The organism is Mesorhizobium sp. M1348, assembly GCF_040317925.1.
Classification (GTDB): Bacteria; Pseudomonadota; Alphaproteobacteria; order Rhizobiales; family Rhizobiaceae; genus Mesorhizobium.
Genome location: NZ_JAMYLH010000006.1, coordinates 114,245 through 138,559 on the forward strand (window position 1 = coordinate 114,245; position 24,315 = coordinate 138,559).

General features: G+C 64.1%; 14 protein-coding genes. 5 read left to right on the forward strand and 9 right to left on the reverse strand.

Annotated features, from left to right (window positions below):
• Positions 1 to 36 precede the first annotated feature (36 nt).
• Positions 37 to 534, forward strand: coding sequence for a gluconokinase (locus NKH13_RS13105; RefSeq protein ID WP_352912707.1), 498 nt, complete (start codon positions 37 to 39; stop codon positions 532 to 534).
• A 121-nt stretch (positions 535 to 655) separates the two neighbouring features.
• Here the strand turns inward: NKH13_RS13105 and NKH13_RS13110 are convergent, their stop codons facing one another.
• Together NKH13_RS13110 and NKH13_RS13115 are read right to left on the reverse strand one after the other, a co-directional pair.
• A complete protein-coding gene (locus NKH13_RS13110) occupies positions 656 to 1,105 on the reverse strand; it encodes an RrF2 family transcriptional regulator (protein ID WP_006202816.1) in 450 nt (149 codons plus the stop codon).
• Between the two features lie 250 nt (positions 1,106 to 1,355).
• Complete coding sequence (locus tag NKH13_RS13115; protein WP_352912708.1) at positions 1,356 to 2,342, reverse strand: sulfate ABC transporter substrate-binding protein; 987 nt, start codon at positions 2,340 to 2,342, stop codon at positions 1,356 to 1,358.
• Between the two features lie 271 nt (positions 2,343 to 2,613).
• Here NKH13_RS13115 and NKH13_RS13120 point away from each other — a divergent pair, with 271 nt between their 5' ends.
• Positions 2,614 to 2,895 carry a type II toxin-antitoxin system TacA family antitoxin gene (locus NKH13_RS13120; RefSeq protein WP_352465242.1) on the forward strand — a complete coding sequence of 94 codons (282 nt, stop codon included), beginning with the start codon at positions 2,614 to 2,616 and terminating at the stop codon, positions 2,893 to 2,895.
• Positions 2,895 to 3,371 carry a GNAT family N-acetyltransferase gene (locus NKH13_RS13125; protein ID WP_352912709.1) on the forward strand — a complete coding sequence of 159 codons (477 nt, stop codon included), beginning with the start codon at positions 2,895 to 2,897 and terminating at the stop codon, positions 3,369 to 3,371. The genes NKH13_RS13120 and NKH13_RS13125 overlap by 1 nt, the downstream gene beginning before the upstream one ends.
• Before the next feature lie 59 nt (positions 3,372 to 3,430).
• Here NKH13_RS13125 and NKH13_RS13130 read toward each other — a convergent pair whose 3' ends face one another.
• The 7 genes from NKH13_RS13130 to NKH13_RS13160 form a co-directional block, all read right to left on the reverse strand.
• On the reverse strand, positions 3,431 to 4,471 hold the full coding sequence (locus NKH13_RS13130) for a sulfate/molybdate ABC transporter ATP-binding protein (protein ID WP_352716926.1): 1,041 nt from the start codon (positions 4,469 to 4,471) through the stop codon (positions 3,431 to 3,433).
• Positions 4,472 to 4,544: 73 nt separating this feature from the next.
• Positions 4,545 to 5,429 (reverse strand): sulfate ABC transporter permease subunit CysW, encoded by an 885-nt coding sequence (cysW, locus tag NKH13_RS13135; RefSeq protein ID WP_352912710.1) that lies wholly within the window; start codon positions 5,427 to 5,429, stop codon positions 4,545 to 4,547.
• Positions 5,422 to 6,273: a sulfate ABC transporter permease subunit CysT gene (gene cysT / locus NKH13_RS13140; protein WP_352665961.1), complete on the reverse strand. Its 852-nt coding sequence runs from the start codon at positions 6,271 to 6,273 to the stop codon at positions 5,422 to 5,424. The genes cysW and cysT overlap by 8 nt, the downstream gene beginning before the upstream one ends.
• 18 nt (positions 6,274 to 6,291) lie before the next feature.
• Complete coding sequence (locus NKH13_RS13145; protein WP_352912711.1) at positions 6,292 to 7,320, reverse strand: sulfate ABC transporter substrate-binding protein; 1,029 nt, start codon at positions 7,318 to 7,320, stop codon at positions 6,292 to 6,294.
• Between the two features lie 219 nt (positions 7,321 to 7,539).
• Positions 7,540 to 8,271, reverse strand: a complete 732-nt coding sequence (locus NKH13_RS13150; RefSeq protein ID WP_352912712.1) for a M15 family metallopeptidase — start codon at positions 8,269 to 8,271, stop codon at positions 7,540 to 7,542.
• A gap of 9 nt (positions 8,272 to 8,280) precedes the next feature.
• Positions 8,281 to 10,371 (reverse strand): penicillin-binding protein 1C, encoded by a 2,091-nt coding sequence (gene pbpC, locus NKH13_RS13155; protein WP_352912713.1) that lies wholly within the window; start codon positions 10,369 to 10,371, stop codon positions 8,281 to 8,283.
• 178 nt (positions 10,372 to 10,549) lie between these two features.
• Positions 10,550 to 16,030 carry an alpha-2-macroglobulin family protein gene (locus NKH13_RS13160; RefSeq protein ID WP_352912714.1) on the reverse strand — a complete coding sequence of 1,827 codons (5,481 nt, stop codon included), beginning with the start codon at positions 16,028 to 16,030 and terminating at the stop codon, positions 10,550 to 10,552.
• A 272-nt stretch (positions 16,031 to 16,302) separates the two neighbouring features.
• On the opposite strand from NKH13_RS13160, the gene NKH13_RS13165 reads away from it, so the two are divergent.
• Together NKH13_RS13165 and NKH13_RS13170 are read left to right on the forward strand one after the other, a co-directional pair.
• Complete coding sequence (locus NKH13_RS13165) at positions 16,303 to 18,228, forward strand: autotransporter assembly complex protein TamA (RefSeq protein WP_352912715.1); 1,926 nt, start codon at positions 16,303 to 16,305, stop codon at positions 18,226 to 18,228.
• Positions 18,228 to 24,278 carry a translocation/assembly module TamB domain-containing protein gene (locus NKH13_RS13170; protein ID WP_352912716.1) on the forward strand — a complete coding sequence of 2,017 codons (6,051 nt, stop codon included), beginning with the start codon at positions 18,228 to 18,230 and terminating at the stop codon, positions 24,276 to 24,278. The genes NKH13_RS13165 and NKH13_RS13170 overlap by 1 nt, the downstream gene beginning before the upstream one ends.
• Positions 24,279 to 24,315: the final 37 nt, after the last annotated feature.

Sequence of the window (24,315 nt, forward strand, 5' to 3'; positions counted from 1 at the left end):
GACGTGGCATATAAGCCGGCGAGCACTGTTCGAACGATGCCTGCCATCGTGGTGATGGGCGTTGCCGGCTGCGGCAAGTCGGTCATCGGCGAAGCGCTTGCAGCAGCATTAGGCGCCCTCTTTATCGAAGGCGACAGGCTGCATCCGCCCGAAAACGTCGCGCGCATGGCGAGCGGGCAGCCACTTACCGACGCGCTGCGCGAGGGCTGGCTCGACGCGATCGGCCAGCGCATGGCAGCATCGGTCGCAAGCGGGCAAGGTGTGGTCGCCGCCTGCTCGGCGCTGAAGCGCAGCTATCGCGATCGCCTGCGCGGCTTTTGCCCGGATATCGTTTTCGTCTATTTGGAGATCGACCCGGCAACGGCAAAACAGCGCGTCGGCAATCGCAAGGGTCATTTCATGCCGGCAAGCCTGGTCGACAGCCAGTTCGCCACGCTCGAGGCGCCAGCGGCGGACGAGGCGGCGATAACCTTGGATGGCACGCGTCCGACCGCCGACACTGTCGCGACGGCCTTGAGCCTGCTCGCGCGCTAAAGCGGTTCATCGTTTCATCGAAACGCCGAACCGCTCTATCTGTTGTTTTTGCGCAATTCCCTAGGGAAAGCGCTACGCGCTTTTCCCGGGAAAACCGTTTCTCACTTTTCCTGGAATTGCTCTAGATCTGCGACGTCAGCTCGACCGGGAAATCGTCATTGTCGGCGTCGCGCATGGCCGCGAGGCTGCGGTTGTCGAGCACCTCGGCGATTGCCTGACGGACCTCCAGCATCATGTGCCGGACCTGGCAGGTCGCCTCGTCGCAATCCTCACAGCGCTGGTATTGCGTGCGGCTGGCGCAAGGGATCGGCGCCAGCGGCCCATCGAGGACGCGCACGACATGGCCGATCTTGATCTCGGAGGCCGGCCGGGCGAGGCGATAGCCGCCTTCCTTGCCCTTGCGGCTCTGGACGAAGCCGGCGTTGCGCAACTCGCCCAGGATGGCATCCAGAAATTTCTTGGGGATGTTGTTGGCGACCGCAATGTCGTTGACGAATGCGAGCTGGCCGACCGGCAGGCCTGACAGATGCACGAGGGCCTTGAGGCCGTATTTGCCTTTTTTGGTAAGCATGCCCGAGTCAACCCATAAAGCCCCAACCACCCGCATCTGGCGGCTGTTTGTGTGCAAATAATGACGGTTTGGCCGCGCGATGCCGTTCGCGCAGACAGGCCGTCCGACGACATATTGCGCGCAAACGCGTTGATTCTTCGTAACGTTTTGGCGGGCGGGCGGTCGGAACGGGCGGAAGCTGCAATTTCGGCGGGCAAATGAAGAAAGCCGGCAAACGCCGGCTTTCAATCAGTTCGCGAGGTTGGCGACGTCAGCGACTGCCGTAAGTCTGGTCGAGCAGGCCGCCCGCTGCAAAATGCTCGGCCTGGACCTTGGCCCAGCCGCCGAAGACGTCCTCCACCGTCAGCAGGCGGACATCGGGAAACTCAGCCTTGTATTTGGCGGCGACCGCCGGGTCGCGGGCCCGCAGGCCGTTGCGGGCGGCGATGTCCTGGCCCTCCGGCGTATAGAGGAAGTCGAGATAGGTCTTGGCGAGATCGCGTGTGCCATGCTCGTCGGCGACCGTGTCGACGATCGCCACCGGAAATTCCGCCAACAGACTGACCGAAGGCGTCACCTGCTCGAATTTGTCGTCGCCATATTCCTTGCGGACGCCGCGCGTTTCCGACTCGAAGGTGATCAGCACGTCGCCGATCTCGCGCTGCACGAAAGTGGTGGTCGCAGCGCGTCCGCCGCTGTCGAAGACCGGCACGTTGTTAAACAGCTTTGTCACAAACTCCTTCACCTTGGCATCGTCGCCCTTGAAGGCTTCCTTGGCGTAGGCGGTGGCCGCGAGGTAGGTGTAGCGCGCATTGCCCGATGTTTTCGGATTGGGGAAGATCACCTGGACGTCGTCGCGCACGAGATCGTTCCAATCCTTGATGTGCTTCGGATTGCCGGCGCGCACCAGGAAGGACGGCAGCGAATAGAAGGGCGAGGCGTTGTCCGGAAAGTCCTTCTGCCAGTCGGCGGAGATGAGGCCCTTCTTGACCAGGAAGTCGATGTCGATGACCTGGTTGAACGTGACCACGTCGGCGCCGAGGCCTTCGGCAATGGCGCGTGCCTGCGCAGACGTCCCGGCATGCGACTGATCGATGGTGACGCCTGGGTGCGCGGCGACGAACGCCTTGTTGACCTGTGCAAACAGTTCGCGGCCGACATCGTAAGAAGCGTTCAGCAATTTGTCGGCCGACCAGGCTTGGGAGGATGCGAGGAACAGGCCGGCCAACGTGGCGACGCCAAGCAAAAATCGCTTCATAAAAACAGGGCTCCTTGAAACACCGTACATCGAATGGAATGCCGAAGAATAGTCGGGCAGTGCTCGACGCGACGAGGCATGCCGGTCGGATCTATGGCCTGGCTGCGAGAAAAGTATTGCTGAAATGGCCCATTACTGGAATTTTCTTCCAAGCGGCCGCATTTCGACGCGTTCTGCCGCCCCCGGTCGTTTCCACACTTCTCTGGTCAGGCTGCGAAATAGATACACATTGTGTATGCGAATGTGCTACAGGTAGGAGAGAGGAGCCCTCATGACAAAGACTACACCAGAGACCCATGCCAAGCCTGTCAATCTCCGCATCCGAGAGGATGTGCGTGTTCTGATTGATCGCGCCGCGAAAATGCGCGGGAAAACCCGTTCCGAGTTTATGATCGATGCCGCCTACCGCGCGGCCGAAGACACGCTGCTCGACCAAGCGCTGATCAAGGTCGATCCCGAGAGTTACCAGCATTACCTCGGCATTCTTGATGCGCCACCGAGTGGTGAAGGTTTTGCACGCCTGATGAATGCGCCCAAGCCCTGGCAGGACTGATGCTTTCGGCGCCCACGCCCCTTGCCGACAGCCACGATCTCGAACTTTTCCAATGCGGGACCGAGAACCTGGATCAATGGCTTCGTCGCAGGGCGCGGATCAACCAGATCAGCGGCGCCTCGCGTGCGTATGTCGTGACGGAAGGCGTGCGCGTTGTCAGCTACTACTGTCTCTCCTCGGGTGGGCTTGATCTTGCGGAAGCTCCAGGCGCCATTCGCCGCAATATGCCAGACCCTGTTCCGATGGTCGTACTCGGGCGTCTCGCCGTGGACGCAAGCTGGCAAGGGAAGGGACTAGGCTCAGCGCTGTTGCAAGACGCCGTTCTGCGCACCGGTCACGCCGCGACGATCCTCGGGATTCGCGGCATTTTTGTTCATGCCATATCGGCTGAAGCGAAAGCTTTCTATGAGCACTACGGCTTTTCGGCTTCCCCGAAGAATCCGATGACCCTGGTGCTTTCGCTAAAGGCGCGTTGAAGGCAATGTCGCTCTGCATGAAAGCGCGACCGCAGTACGGATCCACAATTGCCTTGTAGCTAAGCAGCCGGAAAAAGCTTCCAGCGCCGCGGCCGAAAAGCCACTCGACTTTTCTGCGCCGCCGGATGGTCGACGGGCAATTCGATCTCGACCCGCTGTCGTTCGCCGCCGATTTCGAGCTCGACCCGCCTGGTGCCGGCGACGCGGCGGCTGGCGGCGACCGTGCCGGCGATGCAGCCGTTGCATTCTTCCACAAGATCGACGTCGTGTGGGCGGAAGAACAGCGTCGCTTCGCCTTGCGGTGCGTGTGGCGCGGAAAGCCCGATCGGCCGGTCGGCGATCCAGACCTGGCCGTCCTCGACCTTGACCGGAAGCGAGCTCGATTCGCCGATGAAGCCGTAGACGAAGGGCGAGTTCGGCGTGTCGTAGATTTCGTCGGCGGTGCCGACCTGCTCGATGCGGCCCTGGCTCATCACCACGACGCGGTCGGCAAGCTCCAGCGCCTCTTCCTGGTCATGGGTGACGAAGACCGTGGTATGGCCGGTGGCGTCGTGGATGTCACGCAGCCAGCGGCGCAGCTCGCGGCGCACCTGCGCGTCGAGCGCGCCGAACGGCTCGTCGAGCAAAAGCACGGCTGGCTCGATCGCCATGGCGCGGGCTAGCGCCACGCGCTGGCGCTGGCCGCCCGAAAGTTGCGCCGGATAGCGTTTTTCCAGACCGGAAAGCTGAACGAGGTTGAGGAGTTCCGAGGCGCGGCGGCGGATTTCCTTCGCCGACGGGCGTGACGGCCCGTGCCGGACCTTGAGTCCGAAGCCGATATTGTCGGCGACCGTCATATGGCGAAACAGCGCGTAGTGCTGGAAGACGAAGCCGACATTGCGCTCCTGGATCGACTTTTGCGAAGCATCCTCTTCGCCGAAGAAGATCTTTCCGCGGGTCGGCCGCTCCAACCCGGCAATCAGCCTGAGCAGCGTCGTCTTGCCGGAACCGGATGGCCCCAGCAACGCGATCAACTCACCGGACCTGATGTCAAGCGAAACGTCGTGGAGGGCCGGAAACCGCTCAAACTCCTTGCGCACGTTGGCAACGCGAACTTCCATGCAAATCCCTTTTGTGGTTGATGCATGTCGTTATCCCAAAACCGGTTCCCACTTTTGGGCGACATGCATTTTGTCAGTGTCCGCGCGTCGCGGCGATCTCGGCGCCGTAGCGCATCTCGAGAAGTGTTTTCAAGACCAGCGTGACGAGCGCCAGGCCGGCAAGCAGCGAAGCGACGGCAAAGGCGGCGGCGGCATTGTACTCGTTATAAAGGATTTCGACATGCAGTGGCATGGTGTTCGTCAGCCCGCGTATGTGGCCCGACACCACCGAGACCGCGCCGAACTCGCCCATCGCGCGGGCATTGCACAACAGCACGCCGTAGAGCAATCCCCATTTGACGTTGGGCAACGTCACGTACCAGAACGCCTGCCAGCCATTGGCCCCGAGCGACAGGGCTGCCTCCTCGTCGCCATTGCCCTGTTCCTGCATCAGCGGGATCAATTCGCGGGCGACGAAGGGGAAGGTGACGAAGATCGTGGCCAGCACGATGCCCGGCACGGCAAACAGGATGACAATGCCATGCGCCTTGAGCCAGGCGCCGAGCAGGCCTTGCGCCCCGAACAGAAGCACATAGACCAGGCCGGAAATGACCGGCGAGACCGAAAACGGCAGGTCGATTAGTGTGGTCAGAAACGCCTTGCCCTTGAACTCGAACTTGGCGATCGCCCAGGCGGCGGAAATACCGAAGACGATGTTGAGCGGCACCGAGATCGCCGCGACCAGAAGCGTCAGGCGGATCGCCGAGCGCGTGTCCGGTTCGCCCAGCGCCTGTGTGTAAGCCTCGATACCTTTGGCGAAAGCTTCCTTGAAGACGATGATCAGCGGCAGGAGCAGGAAAATGCCGAGGAAGGCAAAGGTCACGATCATCAGCACGGTTCTCGCCGTGGGGCTTTCAGTCACCGCCGGCGACTGGCTCTCGTGGTGCAGCGCGTAGGATTTGATCTCCGGGTCAGCCATAGCGCTTGCGGCTCCAGGTCTGCACCAGGTTGATGACCAGCAGCATGACGAAGGACAGCGCCAGCATGATCGCCGCGATCGCGGTCGCCGCCGCGTAATTATATTCCTCCAGCCGGATGACGATCAGAAGTGGTGCGATCTCGGATTTGAAGGGCAGGTTGCCGGCGATAAAGATGACGGAACCGTACTCGCCGACACCGCGCGCGAAGGCCAGCGCGAAACCGGTGACGATGGCAGGCGCCAGTCCGGGTAGCAGAACGCGGCTGATGATCTGGAAGCGATTGGCGCCGAGCGTGGCGGCCACTTCCTCTACCTCCTTGTCGATCTCCTCCATGATCGGCTGCACGGTGCGTACGACGAAGGGCAGGCCGATGAAGACCAGCGCGATGACGATGCCGAGCGGCGTGTAGGCGACCTTGATGCCGAGCGGCGTCAGCAGGCTTCCGATCCAGCCGTTCGGTGCGTAAAGCGTTGTCAGCGCGATGCCGGCGACCGCCGTCGGCAGCGCGAAGGGCAGGTCGACCATGGCATCGACGATGCGGCGGCCGGGAAAGCTGTAGCGCACCAGCACCCAGGCCACGATCGTGCCGAAGACGACGTTGACGGCGGCGGCAATGAAGGCGGTGCCGAAGCTTATTTCAAGCGCGTTGATGGTGCGGCGATCGGTGACGATCGCCCAGAAGTCGGTCCAGCCGAGCGCCGCCGAGCGCCAGATCAGCCCGGACAGGGGAATGAGGATGATGAGGGTGAGGTAGGCAAGCGAGAAGCCGAGCGTCAATCCGAAACCCGGAATGACGCTCGGCTGCCTGAATCGCCACCCCGCCTTGGCGGGTGCTGTGGTCATGTCGTCCTGATCTAAATGCTACTGGGCCGGCTTGTAGATCTGGTCGAATATACCACCATCGCCGAAATGATAAGGCTGTGCCTTCTTCCAGCCGCCAAAAAGCGGGTCGTCGATGGTGATCAGCTTGATCTCAGGCAGCTTGGCCAGGTCCTCCGCCGGTACCAGGTCGGGCTTCGAAGGGCGATAATGGTTCTTGGCGATGATCGTCTGGCCTTCCTTGGAATAGAGATAGCTCAGATAGGCTTCGGCAACTTTCCGCGTGCCTTTGGCGTCGACATTGGCGTCGACCACGGCGACCGGCGGCTCGGCCAGGATCGAGGTCGGCGGGTAGACGATATCGAAATTGTCGGCGCCGAACTCGGCGAGCGCCAGATAGGCCTCGTTTTCCCAGGCGAGCAGCACGTCGCCCAGCCCTTTTTGCGCGAATGTCACGGTGGCGCCGCGCGCACCCGTGTCGAGAACCGGGACATGCGCGTAGAGATTGCCGACGAATTCCTTGGTCTTGGCCTCGTCGCCGCCATCCTTGGCGCTGGCGTAGGCCCAGGCGGCGAGATAGTTCCAGCGCGCGCCACCGGAGGTCTTGGGATTCGGCGTGATCACCTGGACGTCGTCCTTGACCAGATCGCCCCAGTCATGGATGCCCTTGGGGTTTCCCTTGCGGACGAGGAAGATGATGGTCGAGGTGTAGGGCGCCGAATTGTTTTCGAATTTCGTCCGCCAGTCGGGATTGATCCTCTTCGCTTTCGAGACAATGGCGTTGATATCGCCTTCGAGCGCCAGCGTCACCACGTCGGCATCGAGCCCGTCGATCACGGCGCGCGCCTGCGCGCCGGATCCGCCATGCGACTGCTGGACGGTGACCGTCTCGCCTGTCTCGGCCTTCCAGTGGGCAATGAAGGCCTCGTCGAATTGCTTGTAGAGCTCTCGCGTCGGATCATAGGACACGTTGAGAATGGTGGTGTCGGCAAACGCGAAACCGAGCGTGCCGAACTGGACAGACGTGGCGACCAGTGCGCCGAGCAGTTTCCTGAAATGAGGTTTGGTCATTTCCGCCTCCGTTGAACTCGCGCCAAATCTACCGAATTGATAGAATTTAGATGCATTCAATGTTGCCTTTTTTGGCCTATTGAAGCAATTTTTCGCCTACTTTCGGCGATGCGAGAAACTATTTTCCCCGCATGGACCATGATCGCGCTCCCGACGCGATTATCTAGAGACGGCTAGCTCTTCGGCAATGGCTGCGTCGCGTCCGAAGGTTTCGGCCGGCTATTCGGCGGTAACGGGAAAGTTGAAGCGCTCTCTTGGAAACGGCTCGTTTTCCAGCGTGAAGTGCCACCATTCGCGGGCGTAATTCTTGAAGCCGCCGGCGCGCATCGCCTCGACAAGTTTTTTGCGGTTTGCCGCCGCTTCACTGGCGAGCGGCCTATGAGCCGTTTCGCTCGCCGGATCGAAACAGTCGAAACCGGTGCCGAAGTCGAGCGTGTCGGCATTCGTCGCGCCGCAGGCCGGTTTCGGAGCGCTCTTGCGGTCGGCTCGCGCGATCGCGACATCAACCGTCGATCCGCGCGAATGGGTGGACAGTTCGCCGATATAACCCTTGGCGATGAGATCCTTGCGCTTGACCTTTGGGTACCATTGCGGGTCCGGTGGTCCGCCCGTTTTTGTCCATTCACCCATGTCGGAGACAGCCCGCGCAGGGCGATAGCAGTCGAACACGACCAACGTCAGCCCTTCGGCAGCAATCGCTTTCTGCACTCCCGAAAGCGCTTGCGCCGCTTGCCTGGTGAGGACACATGCCGGCGCATCGTAGCCGCTTACCTTGCGATGCAGGAAATTTTCGAGGCCGGCATAGCGGATATCCTGCCGGATACTGGGATCGATGTCGGCCAGCCGAACAAAGCCGGCGGGGAGGGTGTCAGCAGAGGCCGAGGAAATACCGGCGGCCGAAAGCAAGACGTAAAACCCAATCCCCTGAATCACCTGCCAGAATCTATTCAAGGGAAACTTTCACTCGACGAAAACCTTCACACTGGCCGCGCGTCCCGCCGCGTCGATCACGGTCAGGGTCGAATAGCCGGCGCCGTCCGGCTGCCAGGTCGCGGTGCGCCGCCTGTCAATGCCGACCAGCGGCTTGCCGTTGGCCAGCCAGCGGAATGGTGCGCGGCCGCCCTGCAGCTTGAGCACCAGCGGCGAGGCATCGGCCGAGGAAGTGCCGAGATCGACGCGGGCGCCGTCGGGCGGAAAGATGATGGTTGGCGCAGGTTCGGTCGGCGTCGCCTGCACCAGCCCATCGGTGCCGGCGCCGAAGCGCGTCAGCGTCACCGGTAGCTCCTCGCGCTTTGGCCGCCGGACACCGGCCGGCTGGCTTGGCAGCGGCACTGCGGCCAAACCGGAACGGACAAAGCCTTCGAACAGGATGGGCGCGGCCGAGACGTAGCCGGACAGGCCAGGCACCGCGCCGGCATCCGGGCGGCCGACCCAGACGCCGAGCACGTAGCGGCCGTCGAAGCCGACCGACCAGGCGTCGCGATAGCCGTAGGAGGTGCCGGTCTTGTAGGCGATGCCGCGTTGGGCGGCACCCTGGGGCGGCTTGACGCCTGACAGGATGTCGGTGATCTGCCAATTCGCCTGCCCGTCGAGGATGGTGGTGGTCGAGCGTTCGGCGTTCGCCGGCTCGGTGCCGTCATGCAGCGTGTGTGCCTTGCCGCCATTGGCAAGGCCGGCATACAGTTGAACCAGGTCGCGCAGGGTCACCCCGACGCCGCCGAGGCCGATCGCCAGGCCGGGCGCTTCGTTGATGGGCAAGATAGGGGTCACATCGGCCTGGCGAAAGCGCGCCATCAGCCGGGCCGGGCCAACCGCGTCGAGCACGCGGATCGCCGGGACGTTGAGCGACAATTGCAGCGCCTGCCTGATGCTGACATCGCCCTGATAGCCCATGTCGAAGTTTTTCGGCCGATACCCGGAGAAATCGGCGGGGCTGTCCTCGATCAGCGTCTCCTGCGCCACCAGGCCTTGTTCGAAGGCGAGGCCGTAGATGAACGGCTTCAGCGTCGAGCCAGGCGAGCGAACGACCTTGGTCATGTCGATCCAGCCCGAACGGCTGGCATCGAAGAAATCGGCAGAGCCGACCTCACCAAGGATATCGCCGGTACGGGCATCGGCCAGTACCATGGCCACCGAGAGGCGAGGGCCGAGCCTGGCGGCGGCGTCCTTGGCCACCTGCTCCAGCCCTTCCTGGACACTCTTGCGGATCGTCAGTTGCAGCTTCTGGCCGGGGATGGCCTTGGACAGCATTGCATAGGCCGCATGGGCGGCGAGTGCCGGCAAGGTGCGCCGCAGCCCCGACACATCGTCGAGCGCCGCTCGCGCGGCCTCGCGTTCGCCGAGCAGGCCTGCCGAGACCATGCGGGTCAGCACGCGGTCGCGGGCCGCATGGGCGACGTCGAGGTTGCGGTCAGGGCGCCGCTTTTCCGGCAATTGCGGCAAAGCGACGAGCAGGGCCGCCTCCGAGACCGTCAGCCGTTTCGGCTCCTTGCCGAAATAGGCAAGCGAAGCGGCGCGCACACCTTCGAGATTGCCGCCATAGGGCGCCAGCGTCAGATAGCGTTCGAGGATCTCGCGCTTGGAAAGCCGCCGTTCGATCTGGACGGCGCGCAGCATCTGCTTGATCTTCGAGCCGAGGCTGCGGCTGTCGCGCGGTTCGATCAGCCGGGCGAGCTGCATCGATAGCGTCGAACCGCCGGAGACGATATGGCCGCTGGTCGCGAACTGGCCGGCGGCACGCGCCAGTGCCAGCACGTCGACGCCTTGATGATCCCAGAAGCGCTTGTCCTCATAAGTGACCAGCATGTCGACGAACTGCTTGTCGACCTGGTCCAGGCTGGTAGCGAGCCGCCAATAGCCATCCGGCGTAGCGGAGGCGCGCAGCAGCTGGCCGTCTCGGTCATGCACCTCGGTCGAGACCGTCAGCGCAGCTGGCAGCGGCGGCGGAAAAGCGCGGTCGAGCTGCCAGAGGGCGGCGGCGGTGATTGCAGCGAGACCGGCGAAGGAAATGCCCGTGATGGCCGCTCGGCGCAGGAATTTTCTGGAGAGCATGGCGCCGCCCCTCATCCGCCTGCCGGCACCTTCTCCCCGTGAAGGACGGGGAGAAGGGGCTTGTCCGCAACGCTGGCGACCCCCTCTCCCCGTCCTTCACGGGGAGAGGGTAAGGGTGAGGGGCGGCGCCGCATCACGTCGTTAGCTACAACCAACCAGTTTGCGTCCCTCTCCATCGTTACGGCGCCTTGACCTCCATCATGCCGGTGGCGGTGCGGGCCGAATATTGCGGCCGGTACATGTCCTCGATCGTTGCTGCCGGGTGGGCGTAGGTGCCCGGCGTCACTGCGCGCACGACGTAGGCGAGCGTGATATTGCGGTCGCCGTCGCCGTCGTTCGGATTGAACGCCGCGACGAAACGGTCGTCGCGGAATTCGAGATGGGCGGCATCGGTCTGCGCCAGCCAGGAGAAGTTCGTCAATTGGGCGCTGGAGACCAGGCCCGGATTGTCGATCTCGAAGCCGGCCGGCAACAGGTCGGTGATCAGCAGCCGCGAAGGCCAAGTGTTCTGCTCGTAAACCTTGAGCACGACGACATAGCGTTCGTTCTGCTTGACCTCCGTCACGTTGGCCCCTGTGCCGTCGAGCTTGTAGTAGGTACGGCCGATGGTAAAGCCGTTGCCGCCGGCCGGCAGAGGCTGGATCGGCGAGGCCACAGTGGTGACGACCGCCTGCAGCGGATTTCTGCCGGTATTAACGATGGTCAGCGGACTGTCGGCCAGGTCGCTGCCGGCGATCTGGTCCGAATAACCGCCGGCGTGCGGTGCGCCGTTGACGGTCAGCGCGATCGAATCATTGCCGGCCTTCAGCGCGCGGGCCGCCAGCAGCATCCAGGACTCGTCCTGCGTGCTGGTCCACCTGGCGTCGGCGCGTTCCCTGGTCACCAGTTGGATCAGCGCCGGCACAATGGTCGGCACCGGCTTGCTTTCCGCGGCAAGCGCCAGGATCGCCGCGCCGTCACGCAGTGGCGAGCCATAGTCGGACCGGTAATAGTCATATTCGGGCGTCGACTTGGCCAGTTGCAGCGCGGCCTGGAAGGTTGCCTCCGAGCGCTGCGTGTCACCGTAGAGCGCGAGAGACGCCGCCAATTGGGCGACGGCCATCGGGCTGGTAAAGGCTTCGAGCTGGGTGTCGGCATAATAACGCAGATCGCCGACCGAAGCCTTCTTGTTGCGGGCAAGCACATAGAGCGCATAGGCGATCTCGCTGCCGCGATCCTGGACGTCCTGATCGTAGCCGATCGCGTTCTGCAGATTACTCAGCGCCTGGTTCATTGCCAGGGCCGGTACGTCGTACTTCTGCTCGCGCGCCCGGGTCAGGAAATCGGTGACATAGGCGTCGAGCCACAGATCGCCGGAACCCGGACCCCATAGGCCGAAGCTGCCGGCCGAGGCCTGGTAGCTCAGCACCTTGTAGATGGCGTCCTGGACGCGGCCATGCAGATCGGGGTCGCTGGCCATGCCGATACCGGAAGCCATCTCGTTGACGTAGAGAAGCGGCATGGCGCGGCTGGTGGTCTGTTCGGCGCAACCATAAGGATAGCGGTCGAGCGTCATCAGCAGTGACGGCACATCGAAGGCAGCCGCCTGCGAAACGCCGACGCTGACCGAAGCGCCATCGAGCAGGCTTGCCGCCAGCAGTTCCTTGTCGACGCGCAGCGCGCCGCCATTGCCCTTGAGGTCGACGACCATGCGGGTGGTCACCGGCAGTTGCGCCGGGCGCACCGGCACATAGAGCGTCTGCTCGACGGCGGTGCCGTCGGCATGCGCAAGCTTGACGGTGATTGAGGCGTTGCCCGCGGTCTGCGCAATCAACGGCACGGTCAGTGTCTGCCGCTTGCCTTTGGCCAGCGTCAGCTTTTCAGGCAAGGCGGCACTGCCGGTAGACAGGTCGCCCGTCGTGTCGATGGTCAGCTTGTAGTCGCCAGCGGGGCCGTCGGTGTCGGCGACGTCGAGCCGCATGACGGCGGAATCGCCGGGCGCCAGGAAGCGCGGCAGGCCGGCGGTGATCACCACCGGATCGCGCACGATGACATCGGACTGGGCATGGCCGACCGCCTCCTTGGTCCAGGCGACGGCCATGACGCGCACGGTGCCGTTGAACTGCGGAATGTCGAAGTCGATCCGCGCCTTGCCGTCGGCATCGAGCTGAACCGGGCCGGAGAAGAAGGCGACCAGCTTTTCGGTCGGCGGACTGCCTTGGGACTGCATGTTGGCGCCGTCGCCGCCGGTGCGCAGCTTGCCGGTCGTGCCCAGCGAGCCGTCGATCAGCCGGCCATAGATGTCGCGAACCTCAAGACCGAGCATGCGCTGCCCGAAGAACCAGTTCTCCGGATCCGGTACCTTGTAGTTGGTCAGGTTGAGGATGCCGACGTCGACGGCCGCGACCATGACATAGGCGTTGGTGCCGGGCTGCACGCCGGCGACGGCGACCGGGATCGACAGCTGCTGGCGCGGCATGGTCTTGTCCGGCGGCGCCAAGGTGACGGCAAGCTTACGCGAGCCGGGATCGAGCTTCAGCCATTTGACGCCGATGGCGCGGGCCGGCATGCGTGTCTCTTGCGCATCGCCCGGCCTGAACAGCGTTGCCGTGACGTAGGCGCCGGCGCCCCAGTCGTCGCCGACCGGGATGTCGACGGTGCTGCCGCCTGCCGGCACGCTGGCGGTTACGGTCTTCAGGAGCTTGTCGGCGCCGATGGTGACGAGCAGCTCGCCGGCAAAGTGCGGCGACACTTTGAGCTTGGCCACTTCACCCGCCGCATAGGTATCCTTGTCGAGGGCGATCTCGAGCCCGTCGGGCGTTTCGGTGGTGGTGGAACTGACATACCAGCCGGCGTCGAACTCGTAGCTGGTGGCCGGGCCTTCCGGATCGGCTGTCTCGATCTCGAGCCGGTAGCGGCCCCAGTCGACCGGCAGCGACATGGTAGCCTCGCCATCGGCGCTCAGGTCGACCTGGCCGTTGGCCACCGCCTTGGTGAAGGTGACCGGCTCATAGTTCCAGGAGTTGCTCGAGCGGTACCACTGGTAGCTGCGCTCGACCTTGACCAGCGACCACTGCGCGCCCTTCAGCGCCTCACGCTTGCCGTCTGGGTCGACGGCGATCAGGCTGAACTTGGCCGTGCCGCCCTGCGGCACCTCGTCGTCGTCGAAATCCGGGCGGATGCCGATCATGTGGCCCTGCGGGCGGATGCCGATGTTCAGCGAGCGCTCGATCGCACGGCCGCCGGTTTCGCGCATCCTGACCGTGACCTTTGCATCGACCAGCTTGGTGGTCGACGGCAATTGATCGACGGAAACCGGGAAGGTCGCCTTGCCGTCCTCGCCGACCACCGGCAGGCCGGTGAAGGGCGTCACCGTCGGTTCTGCCGACTGTTCGTCAGCCAGACCGAAGGAATAGCCCTTGAAGCGGTCCCAGTCGCGGCCGGTCGACAGCGTCAATTCGCCTTCGAGCGCCAGGCCCGCGGCCGGCGCGCCATAGAGAAAGCGGCCGTCGACGGTAATGTTGGCGGTCTCGCCCTGGGCGATCTCCTGCTTGTCGGAGGACAGGTCGAACTCGATGCGATCCGGTACGAAGTCCTCGACCAGGAACATCTGGCTGGCGACCGCCGCCTGCTTGGGATCGGTATGGATCGCCACCGTCCAGGTGCCGCGCATGGCGTTGGGTTCCAGCGGCAGGTCGACCGCGTGACCGCCGGCCGATGCGCCGTCGCTGACGATGCGGCGGTCCTCGACGCCGTCGGGCCGCGAGAAGATGAAGGTCAGCGGCAGGTTCTCGACCGCCTTGGCGGCACTGTCGCGGGCAAGAGCCGCGACATGGACGTCCTCGCCGGCGCGGTAGATGCCGCGCTCGGTCCAGGCATAGACGTCGAGCGCGCCAGGCGCCGGCCGTCCGGCGACGCCACGGTCGGACAGGTCGAAGCCGGCGCGGCCCATATCGAGGAAGACGAAATCGTCGCCGCCCTGTTTGGCCATCAGCACGGCCGGCGCCATGCCGCTGTCGCCGCGCGTCAGGCCGGGATTAAACACCGCCCGCCCTTCCGCGTCGGTAGTCGCGGTGCCAAGGACTTCGTTGTTCCTGGCCAGCAGCGTCAGCTCGGCGCCGGCAATCGGCTTGGCGGTTGCGAGCGAACGCGCAAAGACGTTCAGCCCATCCTGTCCGGTATAGGTCGACAGGCCGATATCGGAGACGACGAACCACTGCGTGGCGTGCGAATCATAGTCGTCGCTGCGATCGTTGACGGCTTGTGCGGTCAGCACATAGACGCCGGGCTTGCGCTTCGGCAACGCCTCGTCGATGGGGAAGGAGGTGGTGACTTCCTTGTTGAGGTCGTTGGCGATTTCGAGCTGGCCTTGCCAGACCGGCTCGCCCATCTGTTCGGAGATGTTCGAAATGTCGTAGCCGTCAAGTTGGCGCAGGAACTGATATCCCGACAGAAGCTGGGCCAGCGAGCGGTCGCCGATGCGGAAGAGCTTCATTTCGGCGGCATTCATGTTGACGGTGACGACCGGTATGCCGCGGCGTGCGCCGGCGGGCAGCACGAAGCTGTCGCCGGTGAAGCGAGCCGAAGGCGCGCGGTCCTGCACATAGATCGACAAAACCACCGGTGCCGCGGTGACCTCGCCAATGGCGGCCGGCAGGCCGGCGCGGAAGGTCACGTCATAATGTTGGCCGTGCTCGAGCCCTTCGACGCAGATCTGCTTGTCCTTGGCTTCGACGCCCTTGGGAGCGGCGTTGTCGACGGTAACGAATTGCGAGTAGTCGACGCCGGTCTTGACCAGCTCCTCGGAGAACTGCGCGCAGATGCGTGGCGCGCTGGTGTCGGCATCGACGGTATGATCGATGACGCGGAAGCCCTTGCGGGCCTTGAGATCCTGATAGGCGGCCCTGACTGCCGGCGAATTGACCAAAGCGAGGCTCGCCTCGTAGGCCTGCAGGGCCGGCCTGTAGAGATCGCGGCGATCAAGGCCGTCCCCGAGCAGCGCCAGCACGTCGGCGCGCGTCTTGGTGGTACGCAGCAATTTGTAGGCGTTGAAGGCGGCGGAAGTGGCGTTCGCCGGCAGCGTCGATGGCTCCGAACTGTTGGCGGTCGGATGGACGGCAAGCGTTTCGCGCGCCAGCTCGAGCCAGAGCTGGCCATCATCAGGTAACACCGAAACCGCCGCCTCGTATTTGTGCATGGCCGAGCGATGATCGCCCGTCAGCGCCGACTGTTCGGCGGCCGCCCTCAGCGCCGTCAGCCCCTCGGTCGGCTTGGTGTAGGTCGGGCCAGTGAGCTTGTTGCGGTATTGCTGGGCCTGGTCGGCCATCCAGTTGGGGAAGAAGGCGAGCTCGGGTGGCGCGCCGATGTCGGGATCGCCATCGATGTTGACGACCTTGCCGGCGACGGCGCCGCCGAAGGGTTTCAATGAATTGTAATCGGATTTAAGGAAGCACCATTTGGCCTTGAGGTTGTAGGTGAAGGCGCGGCAGGCCGGGTCGCCGAGGCAGGTGGTCTTGCACTGGTCGAGGCTGACATTCTGGTCGGATCTGAGATCGAAACCAAAATAGTCGGAATTGTCCGATGTCATCACCCGCCGGGCTTCGGCCGCTTGCGCGACCCCGCTCCAGGCGAAAAACAGAAGGAAAAGAATCGATAGACCACGAGCCGCGCGCATTGCCATAAACCCCTCCAGACAGTGCTTACGTCCAGAAATGTTCAAGCTTCAATCGCGCTTGTCAACATCAGGACGCGGCAGGATCCGCCTGCCAACGGTTTGCTTTCCGGCCGGTGACCGGTAGTAGCTCCATAGGACAGGGGATCACGCTTTCTTGCGGCGACGCAGAAGGTGTGAGTTCCAAGCCCTGTCTATTTCAGCAATTGGATTGTGGCCCCTTTACGAGTGCTTCAGAACTTCATTCCAATTTTAGGTTTGCGAACTAGGCTAGGAGCGTAATGCCGGCGTATGAAAGGCAGATGTCGGGAGGAACCGCGCCACGGCGCGCGCTTTCGCGCGCCCTGCTTTTCGCATTGTTGTGCTCGACGGCACTTGTTGCCGAAACCGGAAGCGCTGCCGCCTTCGAGATTTTCGGCATCAAACTGTGGGGATCCAAAGACGAAGATGCCGACATCGTCGACCCGCTGCGCTATGCGGTGACGATCGAGGCGCCGGACGCCGACAAGGATCTCGCCGAGAAGCTCGAAAACGCCTCGGCGCTGAAAGCCGACGAGGAACACCCGGTATCAGGTTCGCTGGGTCTTTTGGCCAAGGCGCGCAGCGACCGTGAGCAACTTGTTGCCGCGCTCTACGCGGACGCCCGCTACGAGGGTGTCGTCACCATCACGATTCAGGGCAAGCCGCTCGACGATCTGCCGCCCGATGCCGAGTTTTCCGGCCCGCAGCCGATTCCGGTGGTGATAAGCATAGCAGCCGGGCCGAAATTCACGCTTGGCAACATCAGGCTGAAAGGCGATGCAGCGGGGCTGGCAAGTGCCGATTTCGGTCTGATCGCCGGCGGTGACGCCAGTTCGGGCGCCGTGCTCAAAGCCGAGGCGGCGATCGTGCGGGCACTCAAGCAAGAAGGCAGGCCGCTGGCCAAGGTGACGGGCCGCGAGATCGTCGCCGAGCACGCCGGTTCGACGCTCGACGTGACGCTTACCGTCGCGGCCGGCCCGGTCGCCGGCTATGGCGACACCACTGTCGAGGGCGCAGAAAAGGTCGACCGCGACTTCACCGAATATATGACCGGCCTGAAGCGCGGCCGCCAATATTCGCCCGATGAGATCGACGATGCACGCGACCGGCTGCTCGGGCTCGAGGTCTTCAACAGCGTGACGGTGAAGGAAGCCGACGCCCTCGACGCCGAGGGCAACATCCCGATCGGTGTCCAGGTAAGCGAACGCAAGCCGCGCTATTTCGGCATTGGCGGCAGCTTCTCAAATACCGAAGGGCTGGGCCTCGAAGGCTATTGGGGGCACCGCAATCTGTTTGGCCGCGCCGAAAAGCTGCGCATCGACGGCAAGATCAGCGGCATCGGCAGCAACGACTTGACCCAGCTCAATTACAATGCCGGCGTCATGTTCGAAAAGCCGGGCGTGGTAGGGCCGGCGTCGAAATTCATTGCCAGCGTCAATACCGTGCTGGAGCACCCCGACGCCTACGACCATTTCTCGGTCAAGGGCAGCACCGGCCTATCCTACGAACTCGACAAGAAGCAGACGGTTTCCGCGCAAGTCGCGCTTGATTATTCGAGAATCCACGACGCTTTCGGCAAGCACACGTATCTGATCGCCAGCATTCCACTGCAATATGTCTACGACAATCGCGACAACAAGCTCAATCCGACCCGGGGCTTCAGGGTGCTGGCCTATGCCGAGCCGAGCTACGACATTTTGAGCGGGGCTGCCTTTGTCAAGCTGAAGGGCGAGGGGTCGGCCTACCAGTCGCTCGATTCGGCCTCGAAATTCGTTTTCGCCGAACGTGTCGCCATCGGCTCGATCATCGGCGCCGGTCTTCAAGATGTTCCGGCCGACCGCCGCTTCTACTCCGGCGGCGGTGGCTCGGTGCGCGGCTATGCCTATCAAGGCATCGGCCCGAAGGACAGCAACGGCGAGCCGATCGGCGGGCTTTCCTTCTTCGAGACCTCGGTCGAGATGCGCATCGCGGTCACCGACAAGATCGGCCTCGTGCCGTTCGTCGATGCCGGCACGGTGTCGACCAGGCAGGTCCCCGATTTTTCGGACATGAAGGTCGGCGCGGGTGTAGGCTTGCGCTATCTGACGGCGTTCGGGCCGCTGCGCATCGACGCGGCAGTGCCGCTCAACCGCGGCCCCGACGATCCTCATTTCGGCATTTATGCCGGCATCGGCCAGGCATTCTGATGGCAATATTCAGGCGCATCCTCCGTATCCTTTTCTACACGCTGCTCATCATCGTGGCAGCGGCGGTGGGGGCGCTCGTCGTGCTGACCAAAACCGAGGGCGGCCGCGAAAACCTTGCCGGCATCATCTCGACTATGGCCTCGACCGGTGATCGCAAGGTCACTGTCGTCGGCATCGACGGCATCTGGTCGGGCGCGCTCAGGGTCGATCATGTCGTTCTGGAGGATCGCGAAGGCGCCTGGATGGTGGCGCGCAAGGTGGCTGTCGACTGGTCGCCGCTGGCACTTCTGTCGAAGAGCTTCAGCGCCGATCGCATTGGCGCCGAGCGTATCGAGTTGGCAAGGCTGCCGGTGGCCAGCACACAGCCGAGCCAAAGCGGAGCGACGACGCTGCCGGTTTCCATCGACGTCAAGCAGCTCGACCTTCCCGAAATCGCGCTCGGGCAGGCTCTGGCCGGCAGCGGGGTCGCCGAACTTACAGCCAAGGGAGCGCTCAAGGCGGATGCCTCGCCATTGGCGATCGAGACCAACCTCAACATCGTTCGCCACGACGGCAAGCAAGGCACGGTCGACGCCAAAGCCCATTTCGCGCCGGCCGACAACAAGCTCGACCTCGACCTTAAAGCATCCGAGCCGGCCGGCGGCATCATCGCCAACCTGCTCAACCTGCCGGGCGCGCCGCCGGTCAACATTGTCGTTTCCGGCACCGGACCGCTCGCCAACTGGAATGGCATCGGGACCTTCGTTGTCGACGGCCGGATCGTCACCCAGCTTACCGGTCGCCATCAGCTCACCGACAAGGGTCATTATGTCGAGGCCAATGGCGATGGCGAATTCGAGCGCTTCCTGCCCGAAACTCTGAAACCGCTGTTTGCCGGCAAGACCAGCTTCGACCTCGCCGGCACAGCGACCGCGGCCGGCGGCGTCGATGTCGAGCGCGCCAATATCGACAGCGGCGCCATGCACGCTACCGCCGCCGGCATTGTCGATCCGAACGGCGCCAGCGATCTTTCTGTGAAACTCGCGGCGAAAGGGCCGCCGATCGTGCTCAGCCTCGGCAGCGAGGCACAGCCGATAACCGTGGCGATCAAGGATGCCACGGCCCGCGCTTTCGGCGATGGCAAGGCGCCGATGGTGGACATCGGCGCGTCGCTGGTCTCGGTGGTGGCGGGCGGCACGCGGGTGGACGACCTGATCGGGCAAGTGCATTCCGATGGTTTCGACATCCAGAACCGTAGCGGGCCCGTCACCATCAAGCTGACGGCGGCCGGCCTGAACACCGACGTCGCGACTTTGGCGCCGCTGGTAACGGGCAGGGTCAGCGCCGGTCTCGCCGGCTCGGTCAGCAAGGAACAGATTGTCGTCGACGAAGGCACGCTACGCAGCGACGCGCTCAATGCGTCCGTAACGGCCACAGTGGCGCTTGCCGATCTGTCGATGACGCTCAAGATGAATGCCGACGCGGCTTCGACGGCGCTACCGCCGCAGATCAGCTCGGTTCTCGGCCAGCGGGTGCAGTTTTCCGCAACCGCGACACGCGACCCGGACGGTGCGTTCGCCGCGAACGCATTGCAACTCACCTCAGGCACGCTTAGCGCCAGCGGCACCGCCAGTGCGCAAGGCACCGATATCCGGGCCGATATCAAGGGCACGCTGGGCGACGTGTCGGTGCTGTCGCCGCTGGTCGGCGCCAAGGTCGGCGGCGCCGTCGGTTTCGCGCTGACCGCAAGCGGCGCGCGCAGCGCACCGGATTTCTCGGTTTCGGCCAACAGCGACAGCCTGACGGCGTCCGGCCATGCGGTGAAGCAGATCAAGCTGAGCGCGAGCGGCAAAGCCGATATCGCCAGTCCCGCCGCCGATGTCTCGCTGACCGGCTCGGTCGACGACCAGCCGCTGGACCTCAAGGCATCGCTGGTCACCACCGACGGCAAGCGCTCCATCAATGGACTTGCCGTCTCACTGGCCGACAACAAGGTCTCCGGCGACCTCGGGCTCGACGACAACCTGTTGCCGCTCGGCACGTTGACCCTCGATGCCGCCGATATTGCTCCGCTGGCCACACTCGCAGACCAGTCGGTAGCCGGCGACGTGCGCGGCACCATCCGCTTTGCGAACGACAACGGAGCGCCGACGGTCGCGATCGATGCGACGAGCACCGCGATCTCGCGCGGCGAACTGGCGGCGAAGACAATCGCCGTCAACGCGCTGGTCGCCAATTATCTCAAAGCCCCGGCAATCTCCGGCAAGATCAAGGCCGACACGATCACCTCCGGAACCACGGTGATCAGCGGCATCGATGTCGACCTGAAGCGCGATGGCGACTGGACCGGCTTTGGCGGCGGCGCAACAGTCGCCGGCATTCCGGCAAATGCGGTCGGACGGATCAGGATCGCCAACGGGATCACCAGCATCGAGCTTGCCTCGGGCGAGGCGACCATCCGCGGCATCAAGGCAGCGGTCGCGCAGCCATCGGCGCTGACAATCGCCAATGGCATGGTGAGCATAGAGAAACTGGCGCTCGGTGTCGGCGGTGGTTCGGTTGCCGTGTCGGGTACGGCTGGCCAGGCGCTCGATCTCGCTGCCACCTTGTCGGCGGTGCCGGCAGCGCTTGCCAATGATTTTTCACCGGGTCTCGATGCCGTGGGCGCGCTCAGCGGCACCGCGCAGGTCACGGGATCGTCGGCTGCCCCCGACATCCGCTTCAACGCCCGGCTCAGCGGCGCCGAAACCAGCCAGACCCGGCAGGCTGGGCTCGGGCCGCTCGATCTCGATGCGGCAGGCCGTTTCTCGTCGGTCAGCGGCCTGGCCATCGAGCAGGCGACGCTTGCCGGCGAGAAAATCTCCGGCAAGGCAGCCGGCACCATCAATCCGAACGGCGCCAGCGATTTCTCGCTCGATCTCACCTCGACCGGCCCGAACCTGCCGCTGTCGCTCGGCAGCAAGGCGAGCCCGATCAAGCTTGAGCTGCAGGCGATATCGCTAACGGCGGCCGGGCAGGGCACCCAGCCGAAGCTCGACATTTCCGCAACGCTGCCATCGGCCGCCACCAATCTCGCTAAGGTCGAGGGCATCACGCTTGCGCTGCACTCCGATCGCTTCGACGTGAAAGCCCGGAGCGGGCCGATCTCCGGCACCGTGACTGCCGAAAAAATCGGCCTCGACAATCCGACCATCGCGCCGCTGATCGCCGGCAAGGTCACTGCCAAACTGGCCGGCAGCCTTGCCGCCGACGCTGTCATCATCGATAGCGGCACTGTGATCAGCGACGCGTTGAACAGCGGCTTCAACGGGCGGGTCTCGCTGGCCGACGGTGACATCGACCTCAATATCAGGGCGGATGCCGCGTCGGGGGCGCTGCCGGTGGCGGTGCGTGGCGTGCTCGCCGAGCGAACGCAATTCAGTGCCGCGCTGAAGCGGGACGCCAACGGCAATGTCACCGCCAACGCCGTCAGGCTGTCGTCCGGTTCGCTGACGGCAGACGGGCAGGCGAGCCTTGCCGACAACAAGCTCAACGCCGACGTCAAAGGCGCGCTAGGCGACGTCTCGCTGCTATCCAAGGACGCCAAAGGCGCCATTTCTTTCGCGCTGAATGCGCAAGGCGCCAGCACCGCGCCGGATCTGTCGCTGACTGTCAACAGCGACAGGCTTTCGGTCGCGGCGCGCGAGATCACTGGCTTGAAGCTCACTGCCACCGGCAAGGCTGATGCCGCCAACCCGGCTGCGAATGTGCAACTCATCGGAAATATCGGGGGCCAACCGCTGCAGGGCAGTGCCGTGCTGGCGACATCGGACGGCAAACGCGCCATCAACGGGCTTTTGCTGTCGCTCGGCAAGAACCGTATCTCCGGCGACCTGGCGCTCGACGATGCCTTCGTACCGGCCGGCACCGTGGCGCTCGACCTGCCCGATATCGGTCCGCTTGCGGCCCTGGCACTGGAAAAGGCCAATGGCGATGTGCGCGGCACGATCGCCTTCTCCAAGGCGGGCACCGTGCCGCAAGTCGCCGTCAAGGCGACGACCGGCTCGATCTCGCGCGGCGATGTCTCGGCCAAGGCCGTGACGATCGATGCGCTGATCGCCAACTATCTGGCGGCACCGGTGATCTCGGGCAAAATCCGTGCCGACAACGTGACCTCCGGCGGCACGGTTATTCGGGGCGTCGACGTCGATCTCAAGCGCGACGGCGAATGGACCGGCTTCTCCGGTGGCGCCTCCGTCAAGGATATTCCCCTGAAGGCCGCCGGCCGGGTCAAGGCGGTCAAGGGCACGACGACGGTCGAACTTGCCACCGGGGAGGCGACCATCCGCGGCATCAAGGCGGCCATCGCCCAGGCCTCGACCATCAACATCGCCAATGGAGTGACCAGCCTCGACAGGCTGGTGCTCAATCTCGGCGGCGGCACGGCGACGGTCATGGGCAAGGCTGGGCAAGCGCTCGACCTCAACGCGACGCTGGCGCGCGTACCGATCTCGATAGCCAACAGTTTTTCGCCGGGCCTCGATGCCGCCGGTTCCATCTCGGGCACTGTGAAGGTGACGGGCGCGCCGGCCAATCCGGCCGTTGCCTTCAAGATCGAGGCCGCAGGCGTTCAGACCTCGCAGACCCGTGGTGCAGGTTTCGGCGGCATGGGTGTTTCATCCTCAGGTACATATTCGGGTAACAGACTGACGTTCGACGCCAACATGAGCGATGCCGCTGGCCTCGGCCTCAAGGGCGGCGGCACGATGACGACATCAGGCGCGCCCACCCTTGATCTCAACTTTTCCGGCAAGGTGCCGTTCGCCTTCCTCACCAGGACCCTCGCCGCACAAGGCCTGTCTCTGAGCGGCACGGCCGACGTCGATGTGCAGGTGCGCGGCCCGGCGACGTCGCCGGTGATCTCAGGCACGGTTCGCACGTCAGGCGCCCGACTGCTCGACGCGCGCTCGGGGCTTGCGATCAACGACATCACTGCCGATGTCGCCATCGGTGGCGGCGTGGCAAGGATCAATCGCCTGACCGGCACGCTGTCGACGCGCGGCAGCCTTTCGGCAAGCGGCACCGTCGGCATCGATCCGGCTAAGGGTTTTCCGGCCGATCTGTCGGTCAAGCTCGTTGACGGCCGCTATACCGACGGCAAGGTGGTCACCGCCAATCTTGGCGGCGACCTGACCGTCAAGGGACCGCTCACCTCCGCGCCGGTGATTTCCGGTACCGTCAACCTGGCCAAGACCGTCATCACTGTACCCGAAAAGCTGCCCGGTTCGCTGGCCGAGCTCAACGTCAAGCACAAGAATGCGCCTGCCGCCGTGCGTGCGCAGGACAAGGCGTTGCGCCCTGCCGCTGCAAGCAGCGGTGGCGGCGGCAGCGGCCTCAACCTCGACGTCACGGTCAATGCGCCGAGCCAGATCTTCATCCAGGGCAGGGGCCTCGACGCCGAGCTCGGCGGTTCGCTGCGGCTGACCGGCCCGGCATCGTCACCCCAGGCGGTCGGCACCTTCACGTTGCGGCGCGGACGGCTGACGATCCTTGCCAAGCGGCTGACCTTCACGGAAGGCACGGTCGGCTTTTCCGGCTCTCTGGTGCCCTACCTCAACCTCACGGCGCAATCGAAGACGACCAGCGCCACCGTGACCATCGTGGTGTCGGGCGAGGCGACCAACCCGAAATTCACCTTCTCCTCGGTACCGGCGCTGCCGGAGGACGAGGTGCTGGCGCAGCTGATCTTCGGCCGTTCGATGTCGAACCTGTCGCCGCTGCAGATCGCGCAGCTTGCCGAGGCTGCCGGACAATTGGCCGGCGTTGGCGGCTCGACCTCCCTGCTGCAGAACCTGCGCAGCGCGATCGGCGTCGACGATCTCGACGTAATCACCGACGAACAGGGCGGCACCGCCGTCTCGGCGGGCAAGTATCTCAACGACCGCACCTATGTGACGATCCAGAAGGGCGACAGGCCAGGCTCGGGCAAGGCAACCGTCGATCTCGACGTGGGGCGCGGCGTCAAGCTGCGTGGCGAGGCAACCGACGCCGGCGAAGCCAAAGGCGGTGTTTTCTACGAACGGGAATATTGAAACCAGCCGTTCGCGCAGAACGGTTGCTTGTCCGAAG

What these genes read in the sequence shown, in the direction of transcription:
- cysW (WP_352912710.1), bottom strand. Translation starts at nt 5,429, where the DNA reads ATGGCTGACCCGGAGATCAAATCCTACGCGCTGCACCACGAGAGCCAG.
- pbpC (WP_352912713.1), bottom strand. Translation starts at nt 10,371, where the DNA reads ATGCTCTCCAGAAAATTCCTGCGCCGAGCGGCCATCACGGGCATTTCC.
- NKH13_RS13145 (WP_352912711.1), bottom strand. Translation starts at nt 7,320, where the DNA reads ATGACCAAACCTCATTTCAGGAAACTGCTCGGCGCACTGGTCGCCACG.
- cysT (WP_352665961.1), bottom strand. Translation starts at nt 6,273, where the DNA reads ATGACCACAGCACCCGCCAAGGCGGGGTGGCGATTCAGGCAGCCGAGC.
- NKH13_RS13160 (WP_352912714.1), bottom strand. Translation starts at nt 16,030, where the DNA reads ATGGCAATGCGCGCGGCTCGTGGTCTATCGATTCTTTTCCTTCTGTTT.
- NKH13_RS13115 (WP_352912708.1), bottom strand. Translation starts at nt 2,342, where the DNA reads ATGAAGCGATTTTTGCTTGGCGTCGCCACGTTGGCCGGCCTGTTCCTC.
- NKH13_RS13165 (WP_352912715.1), top strand. Translation starts at nt 16,303, where the DNA reads ATGCCGGCGTATGAAAGGCAGATGTCGGGAGGAACCGCGCCACGGCGC.
- NKH13_RS13105 (WP_352912707.1), top strand. Translation starts at nt 37, where the DNA reads ATGCCTGCCATCGTGGTGATGGGCGTTGCCGGCTGCGGCAAGTCGGTC.
- NKH13_RS13170 (WP_352912716.1), top strand. Translation starts at nt 18,228, where the DNA reads ATGGCAATATTCAGGCGCATCCTCCGTATCCTTTTCTACACGCTGCTC.
- NKH13_RS13125 (WP_352912709.1), top strand. Translation starts at nt 2,895, where the DNA reads ATGCTTTCGGCGCCCACGCCCCTTGCCGACAGCCACGATCTCGAACTT.
- NKH13_RS13120 (WP_352465242.1), top strand. Translation starts at nt 2,614, where the DNA reads ATGACAAAGACTACACCAGAGACCCATGCCAAGCCTGTCAATCTCCGC.
- NKH13_RS13130 (WP_352716926.1), bottom strand. Translation starts at nt 4,471, where the DNA reads ATGGAAGTTCGCGTTGCCAACGTGCGCAAGGAGTTTGAGCGGTTTCCG.
- NKH13_RS13110 (WP_006202816.1), bottom strand. Translation starts at nt 1,105, where the DNA reads ATGCTTACCAAAAAAGGCAAATACGGCCTCAAGGCCCTCGTGCATCTG.